General features: G+C 62.1%; 7 protein-coding genes. 1 reads left to right on the top strand and 6 read right to left on the bottom strand.

All coding sequences use genetic code 11. The annotated features are described in order from the left end of the window. From L981_RS29350 to L981_RS29330, 5 genes are all read right to left on the bottom strand, one after another. Positions 1–265, bottom strand: a 265-nt coding sequence (locus L981_RS29350) for an ABC transporter ATP-binding protein (protein ID WP_043624986.1), incomplete at its 3' end; no start/stop codon positions are given. Positions 266–314: 49 nt separating this feature from the next. Beyond that, positions 315–1973 (bottom strand): alpha-glucosidase family protein, encoded by a 1659-nt coding sequence (locus L981_RS29345; RefSeq protein WP_043624983.1) that lies wholly within the window; start codon positions 1971–1973, stop codon positions 315–317. A gap of 22 nt (positions 1974–1995) precedes the next feature. Beyond that, positions 1996–3141 carry a carbohydrate ABC transporter permease gene (locus tag L981_RS29340; protein WP_043624980.1) on the bottom strand — a complete coding sequence of 382 codons (1146 nt, stop codon included), beginning with the start codon at positions 3139–3141 and terminating at the stop codon, positions 1996–1998. A 1-nt stretch (position 3142) separates the two neighbouring features. Then, positions 3143–4156 carry a carbohydrate ABC transporter permease gene (locus tag L981_RS29335; RefSeq protein ID WP_043624978.1) on the bottom strand — a complete coding sequence of 338 codons (1014 nt, stop codon included), beginning with the start codon at positions 4154–4156 and terminating at the stop codon, positions 3143–3145. Between the two features lie 190 nt (positions 4157–4346). After that, a complete protein-coding gene (locus L981_RS29330) occupies positions 4347–5705 on the bottom strand; it encodes an ABC transporter substrate-binding protein (protein WP_043624976.1) in 1359 nt (452 codons plus the stop codon). A gap of 292 nt (positions 5706–5997) precedes the next feature. On the opposite strand from L981_RS29330, the gene L981_RS29325 reads away from it, so the two are divergent. Further along, a complete protein-coding gene (locus tag L981_RS29325; protein ID WP_043624972.1) occupies positions 5998–7029 on the top strand; it encodes a substrate-binding domain-containing protein in 1032 nt (343 codons plus the stop codon). 48 nt (positions 7030–7077) lie between these two features. Here L981_RS29325 and folD read toward each other — a convergent pair whose 3' ends face one another. Next, positions 7078–7977: a bifunctional methylenetetrahydrofolate dehydrogenase/methenyltetrahydrofolate cyclohydrolase FolD gene (folD, locus tag L981_RS29320; RefSeq protein WP_043624969.1), complete on the bottom strand. Its 900-nt coding sequence runs from the start codon at positions 7975–7977 to the stop codon at positions 7078–7080. Between the last annotated feature and the right edge of the window lie 222 nt (positions 7978–8199).

Here is an 8199-nt window from a genome sequence, read left to right as displayed (position 1 = left end):
GCGGATAGAGCGCATAGGACTGGAACACCATGGCGATGCCGCGCTTCGACGGCGGCACGGTGTTGACCCGTTCGCCGTCGATGAACATGTCGCCGCCGGTGATCTCCTCGAGACCCGCGATCATGCGCAGAAGCGTCGACTTTCCACAGCCGGACGGGCCGACGAAGACGATGAACTCGCCCTGCTTGATGTCGAGATTGATGCCGTGAATGACATCGACCGCGCCGTAGGACTTGCGGATATCTTTAAGCAGCAGACCCGTCATTGCACGCTCCCCTTCGGTTTTTCCCGTCTATCCCTGTTGTCATCCGCCGTCACACCAGCCGCCCGAAATAGGCGCTCCAGGCCGGCAGGTGAACTGTTCGATCCTTGACCTCGGACACGAAGCCATGGCCTTCCAACGCAGCCACCGGCTCATTCGGCAGTGTGGCTGCAGCCGGTGCGCCGCTCATGTTGAACAGGCAGAAAAGCTTTTCATTGCCGTGGCTGCGCACGAAGGCAAGCACCGAGCCATCCGTGTTCAGGAATTCGATCTCGCCCTTGGCAAAGGCCGGGTGCGCCTTGCGGAACTGCAGGAAGCGGCGGTAGTGCTCGAGCACCGACGCGTCGTCGCCCTGCTGCACCGACACGGCGCGCTTCAAGTGTTCCGCCGGCACGGGCAGCCAGGGTTTTGCGCTGCCGAAGCCGCCGTTGACGGCGGCACCGTCCCAGACCATCGGCGTGCGGCAACCGTCGCGCCCCTTGAAATCCGGCCAGAACTGGATGCCATAGGGATCCTTCAGGTCTTCATAGGCCAGTTCCGCTTCGCTCAGCGCCAGTTCCTCGCCCTGATAGATGCAGACCGAGCCGCGCAGCGACATTAGAAGGCTCGCGAGCAGCTTTGCATGGGCGTCGCGATCGGCAACGCCCGCTCCCCAGCGGCTGACGTGGCGCACGACGTCATGGTTGGAGAAGGCCCAGCAGGCCCATCCTTCAGGTGCCGCCTTCTGGAAGTTCCGGAGAACCTCGGCGATGGTCGCCGGTGTCAGCGGATCCGGCGCCAGGAACTCGAAGGCGTAGCACATCTGCATCTTGTCGCCGCCGGAGGTGTATTCGCCGGCGATCTCCAGCCCGCGCTGGCTGTCGCCGACTTCACCGACCGCGGCGATCGCCGGGAACTCGTCCATGACCGCGCGGAAGCGCTTCAGAAATTCGAGGTTCTCGGGCTGGTTCTTGTCGTAGAGATGTTCCTGGTAGTTGTAGGGGTTCACCGCCGGCGCGGTCTGGGCGTTGCGGCGCTCCGGCGCCAGCGCCGGGTTGTCGCGCAACTGCTTGTCGTGGAAGTAGAAGTTGATGGTGTCGAGGCGGAAGCCGTCGACGCCGCGCTCCAGCCAGAAACGCTCAACGGCCAGCAGCGCGTCCTGAACCTCCGGATTGTGCAGGTTGAGGTCCGGCTGCGAGGTCAGGAAGTTGTGCATGTAGTACTGCAGGCGCGTCGGATCCCAGGCCCAGGCCGAGCCGCCGAAGATCGACAGCCAGTTGTTGGGCGGGGTGCCGTCCGGCCTGGAATCCGCCCAGACGTACCAGTCGGCCTTGGCATTCGTCCGGCTCGATCGGCTTTCGACGAACCAGGGGTGCTGGTCCGACGTATGGGAGAGAACGAGGTCGATCATCACCCGGATGCCGAGGCGGTGCGCCTCGGCGATGACCGCGTCGAAATCGGCAACACTGCCGAAGATCTGATCGACATCGGTGTAGTTGGAGACGTCGTAACCGAAGTCCTTCATCGGCGAGGTGAAGAACGGCGAAATCCAGATTGCGTCGGCACCCAGCGCGGCGATATGCGGCAACCGGGCGACGATGCCCTTGAGGTCGCCGATGCCGTCGCCGTTGGAGTCCTGGTAGGAGCGCGGATAGATCTGGTAGATCACCGCGCCGCGCCACCAGTCCTTGTCAGGCTGCATCGTGGATTGGCTCATTTCGGTCATGCTCATTGTCGCAAAAAGTCCCTGGTTGTCAGCCGCCCTTGACCGAACCCGCCAGCAGGCCGCGCACGAGATAGCGCTGCAGGCTGAAGAAGACGATCAGCGGAACGATGATGGTAATGAAAGCGGAGGCCGTCAGGATCTCCCAGTTGCCGCCGCGTGAACCGAGCAGGTTGACGAGCCGGCCGGTCAGAACCAGTTCGTCCGGACCGGCGCCCAGGAACACGATGGCGACCAAGAGGTCGTTCCAGGTCCAGAGGAACTGGAAGATCGCGAAGGAAGCGAGCGCCGGAAAGGACAGCGGCAGGATAATCTTGACGAAGATATCGAAATCGCTGGCACCATCGACGCGGGCGGATTCCATGATTTCGCGCGGCAGGCCGGCCATGTAGTTGCGAAGGAGGTAGATCGCCAGCGGCAGGCCGAAGCCGGTATGCGCCAGCCAAATGCCGACATAGGTCTTGGCCGGCACGCCGAAGAAGGCGCCGACGCCGTTATAGAGCTTCAAGAGCGGGATCAGCGACATCTGCAGCGGCACGACGAGCAGACCGACGACGACGGCAATCAGGATGGCGCGACCCGGGAACGGCATCCAGGCAAGCGCATAGGCCGCGAAGGCGGCGATCATGATCGGGATGATCGTGGCCGGTACGGCAACCGTCAGCGAGTTGATGAAGGAGCGGCCGATGCCTTCGGCGCTCAAAACCTCGACATAGTTGTCGAAGGTAAAGCGCGGCGGCGACGACGCGGTGACGAAGACGCGCTGGCCGCGCGACCCTTCCATCTTCTTGTCGGAGACAATCTCGAAATTGCCGTCGGCCTGCACGGTCAGCTTTTCGCCGTCGTTGAGTTCGGCGGTTTCACCGGCCTTGAATGCGGTCGGCTCACGGCTGTTGAAACCGAAGGCCGAGATCTGCCCCGCCTGCCCGTCGAGCAGGTTGCCGGAAATGACGAACTTGCCGTCGCGCTCGACCTGGGCGTCCGGGCCGGGTGCGCGAACGACGATGTTCTGCGACGAGGTCGAAAGCGCCGTCCACCAGCCGGAGACGGCGAGCTGATCCTTGTCGCGCAGGGACGAGATCAGGAGGCCCGCGGTCGGCAGCGTCCAGAGTGCGACGATCAGGAAGACCGAGAGGTGGACGACCCACATGAGAGGGGAACGTGTCGCTGGATTCATCTCAGTGCCCCTTCATTTCCTTGGCCGCATTGCGGATGTTCCAGACCATGATCGGAATGACGAGGATCATGATGACGACGGCGATGGCCGCGCCGCGACCGAAGTCACCGCCCCCACGGAACATCCAGTCGAACATCAGGTTGGCAAGCACCTGGCTCTGCCATTGGCCGTTGGTCATGGCGAGCACGATGTCGAAGACCTTCAGCACAAGGATGGTGATCGTCGTCCAGACGACGGCGATCGTGCCCCAGATCTGCGGCACCATGATCTTGAAGAAGATCTGCCAGCCATTGGCACCATCGATGACGGCAGCCTCGACCGTCTCTTCCGGGATGCCGCGAAGGGCCGCCGACAGGATGACCATCGCAAAGCCCGTCTGGATCCAGACGAGGATCGCCATCAGGAAGAAGTTGTTCCAGAAGGGCAACGTGATCCACGCCTGCGGCGCGCCGCCGAAGGCAACGACGATGGCGTTCAAAAGGCCGATCTGCTCTGCGCCTTCCGGGCGGAAATCGTAGATGAACTTCCAGATGACGGCAGCGCCGACAAACGAGATCGCCATCGGCATGAAGATCAGCGTCTTGGCGATATTGCCCCACCAGATGCGATCGGTCAGTGCCGCGATGACAAGCCCGAAGAAGGTCGACAGCGCCGGCACGACGAGCAGCCAGAGGAAATTGTTGAAGATCGACTGGCGGAACTCGCCGTCATTGACCATCCAGGCATAGTTGCTGACGCCAACGAAATTCTGACCGGCGCGATCATGCACGCTGTACCAGAGCGACATGAAGACCGGATAGATGAGATAGGTCGCAAGGGCGAAGAGCGCCGGCGCCAGGAACAGCCACGGCCGGATCGAATTGGTGATGCGCAGGTTTCGCGACGCAACCGCGCCCGATTTTCCCTTGGACGGGAAGATCAGGTCGAGAATGAGACTGGTTCCCCAGAAATAGGCGGCGCAGCCGAGCACACCGGCCAGCATGAACCCCGCAGCAGCGGCAAGCTGATAAAACATGACATGTCCCTCCCCTTCGATGCACGTCCCCGTGCAGGGCTGGCGATTGTCGCCGTTCTCATTGGGGCGCGCTGCTTCTCATCGTGACGAGCGTGAACCGAACGGAAAATCGCATCCGCTTTTCCTCGTCCAGCTGAGCTGCGAACCCAGGGCGATAACGGGCGGCATTTCTGCCGCCCGTTTTCGATTGTTACTTGATGGCGTCCCAGGCCTTCTGCACACCGTCGGCAACCTCGGCCGAGGACTTGCCGCCGACGAAGTCGACCATGCCTGTCCAGAACGCGCCGGCACCGATCTTGCCGGGCATCAGGTCGGAACCGTCAAAGCGGAAGGTGGTGGCGTTCAGGAGGATCTCGCCCTGCTTCTTCAGCGGCGGGTTGCCGTAGGTGTCGACATTGACGCTCTTGTAGGGCGTCAGGAAGCTCGTCTGCGCCATCCAGACTTCGTGCGCGATCGGCGTCTTCAGGAATTCGATGAAGGCGCGGGCAGCCGGCGAATCCTTGGTGATCATGGCGAGCGTGCCGGCGCCAAGCACCGGATTGCCGAGCTCCTTCTTGCTCTCATAGGGCGGCATGTAGAAGAAGTCAGCGTCCTCGCCGACCTTGGTGCCCTCGGGGAAGAAGGACGGGATGAACGACGCCTGGTGGTGCAGGTAGCACTTCGGCGGCGAGGCAAACAGGCCCTTCGGGCTGTCGCGGAAGTCGGTAGAGGCAACGGCTGCGGCGCCACCGTCAACGAACTTGTCGTTCTTGGCAAACCAGCCGAACTCGTCGATCGCGCCGACGACAGCCGGATCGGTGAACGGAATCTCGTTCTTGACCCACTTGTCGTAGACGTCGGCCGGCTGGGTGCGCAGCATCATGTCTTCAACCCAGTCGGTCGCCGGCCAGCCGGTCGCACCGCCCGAACCGAGGCCGATGCACCAGGGCTTGCCGCCGTCAGCGGCGATCTTCTCGGTCAGCGCCTTCAGCTCTTCCATGGTCTTCGGCACTTCGTAGCCGGCGTCCTCGAAGTTTTCCGGCGAGTACCAGACGAGCGACTTCACGTCGATCTTGTAGGGGAAGGCATAGAGCGCAGCGTTGCCATCCTTGCCCTTGTAGGTCGAAAGATCGACCCAGGACTGGCCGGCGGCGTAGTTGTCGAGCAGCCACTTCTGGGTGTCGTCGCCGAGCGGCGTCAGATAGCCCTTGGAGGCGAGATCGGCGATCAGACCCGGCTGCGGCAGGATGGAGACTTCGGAGGGGCTTCCGGCCTGGGTATCGATGACGATCTGTTGTTCGTAGTTTTCGGACGAGGAGTACTTGATCTCGGCGCCCGTCGCTTCGGTAAAGTAGGCATAGACGCTCTTGAACAGCGCCTCGTCCTCACCGCGCCAGGGGCCGAAGATCGTCAGCGTCTGGCCCTTGAGGTCGTGGCCCTTCTTGAATTCCTCGAAGCTCGCCCAGTTGAACTTGCTATCTTCGCCCGGCTTGAACTTGAGGTCGGCGGCGCCGGCTGCACCCGCAATCAGGGCAAAGGCGGCCACGCCCAACAGCAATGATCTCTTCAAGTCTTTCTCCTCCCAAGATGAACCCGGATCCCCCCGGGCAGACGTCAATGCGCAAAAATTCAAAGCGCTTTGAGTTCGCTAACAAACCATTGCGACACTGAAGGAGTCAAGAGCTTTCCCGGAACCTGCTCTAGCGGCGACATTTTTGTGCTCTGCGGTATCGTTTTGCACCGCGCCATGGTTGAATTCCGCTTTGTTGCTCGAAAAACGGATGCTACACAAACCTTGGGCGCTGGGACCAAACACTAAAAATCATAGGGATATCCAAAGCGCTTTGGGAGGAATCCTGACCATGGCGGTCAATCTCAAGCAACTTGCGGAACTGCTCGGCCTGTCACAGACGACGGTCAGTCGGGCTTTGAACGGCTATCCGGAAGTCAATGCAGAGACCCGCCAGCGCGTGCTTGAGGCCGTGCGCGAAACCGGCTACCGGCCGAACCGCGCCGCCCAACGGCTTGCCACGGGCAAGGCCTATTCGATCGGCATGGTCATGCCGATTGCGCCCGGCATCGATTCCGACGTGCATTTCGGCGAGTTTCTCGCCGGGCTTGCCGAAGAGGCGGTCAAGCACGACTTCCACTTCGTGCTCAACCCGAGTGCGCCGGAAGACGAGGAAGTGACCTTCCGGCGCCTGGCGGCAAGCGGCAATGTCGATGCGCTGTTCCTCGCCTATATGCGTGCCAACGATCCACGCATCGCCATGCTGAAATCGCTGTCGATCCCGTTCGTGGTCCATGGCCGGTCGATCGGCGAAAGCCGCGACTACCCATTCCTCGACATCGACAATACGAGTGCCTTCTACGACGCGACACGGCTGCTCATACAGCTCGGACACCAGCGGATCGCGCTGATCAACGGCCCGGAATATCTGGCTTTTTCCATTCGCCGGAAAAAGGGCATGCTGCGGGCGCTTGCCGAACACGGCCTTTCGCTCGACGAGGCGCTTGTGCAGCATTCGCTGATGACCGACGAGCACGGTTATCGCAGCATGCAGCCCTTCCTCCAGAATGCGCAGCCGCCGACGGCGGTGCTCTGTTCAAGTACGGTGCTGGCGCTTGGAGCAGTCCGAGCGATCAACCAGGCGGGATTGAAAATCGGCGAAGACATTTCGCTGATCGCCCATGACGACGTGCTGCCGATGCTGAAGCCTGAGAATTTCAGCATCCCGCTGACGACGACGCGCTCGTCGCTCCGAGCCGCCGGGGCGCGTATCGCCACACGGCTGATCGGCGGCATCCTGAAGCGCGGCGACTATCCGGAACAGGAACTCTGGCGCGCCGAACTGATCGTGCGCGCCTCGACGGGACCGGCCCCGCAAAAATGAAAACGCGCCGCAATCGCGACGCGTCTCGTCATCCCATGTGACCCGGGATCAGAAGCGCGGCGGCTTTCGGCCGGCCTTGCGATAGGCGGCAATCACGGTGTTGGCCATCAGCATGGCGATGGTCATCGGCCCGACGCCACCCGGCACCGGCGTGATCACGCCTGCAACCTCGGCGGCTTCCGCAAAGGCGACGTCGCCGACGAGCTTGGACTTGCCCTCGCCCTTCTCGGGCGCCGGTACGCGGTTGATCCCGACGTCGATCACCGTCGCGCCCGGTTTTACCCAATCGGCTTTCACCATCTCCGGACGGCCGACGGCAGCAACGAGGATATCCGCGTTGCGGCAGACGGCCGGCAGATCCTTGGTGCGCGAATGGGCGGTCGTGACCGTCGCGTTGGCGGCGAGCAACAGGGCCGACATCGGCTTGCCGAACAGGTTCGAACGGCCGATGACGACGGCATTCAGGCCAGAGAGATCGTCGCCATGGGTCTGGCGCACGAAAACCATGGCGCCGGCCGGCGTGCAAGAGACGAGACCGCCTTCGAGATCGCCGGTCGCGAGCTTGCCGGCATTGACGACATGCAGGCCGTCGACGTCCTTTTCCGGCAGGATCGACTGGATGATCGGCTCGGAATTCAGATGTTTCGGCAGCGGCAGTTGCACGAGAATGCCGTGGATGGAGGGATCGGCGTTGAGCTTAGCGACGAGTGCCGTGAGCTCTTCCTGGGTGGTTGCCTCGGCCAAGGTATGCTGGACCGACTGGAAGCCGCATTCCTTGGCCATTTTGCTCTTCGAAGAAACATAGGCGTGGCTTGCCGGATCGTCGCCGACGATCACGACGGCGAGACCTGCGCGAACGCCTGCATCCGTTTCGAGCGCACGGGTCGCGGCCTTCACGCTTTCGATCACCGAAGCGGCGACCTTCTTGCCATCAATCACAGTCGTCACGGCATGTTCCTCCTAGCTTCCTGTTCACGCGGCATACTCTAGTTCGCCTCAGAAAAGGCGATGGCCTCAACGCGCCCTATGCTGTCCCAAACGCATAAATGCAAGAGGCGGCGGCGCGGTTGGCTGCCGTTTCGGGCGCCCCGACGATATTTCCTCTCAACACTGAGAGGTGGACGTGGTTTCGTCGAAAGACTTGAGGTCCCAGCCTCACAAGATGCAAGG

It is taken from the genome of Ensifer sp. ZNC0028, from assembly GCF_000799055.1.
GTDB lineage: Bacteria > Pseudomonadota > Alphaproteobacteria > Rhizobiales > Rhizobiaceae > Ensifer.
The sequence above is the reverse complement of the archived record's forward strand: the minus strand, read 5'-3'. Positions and strand labels throughout refer to the sequence as shown.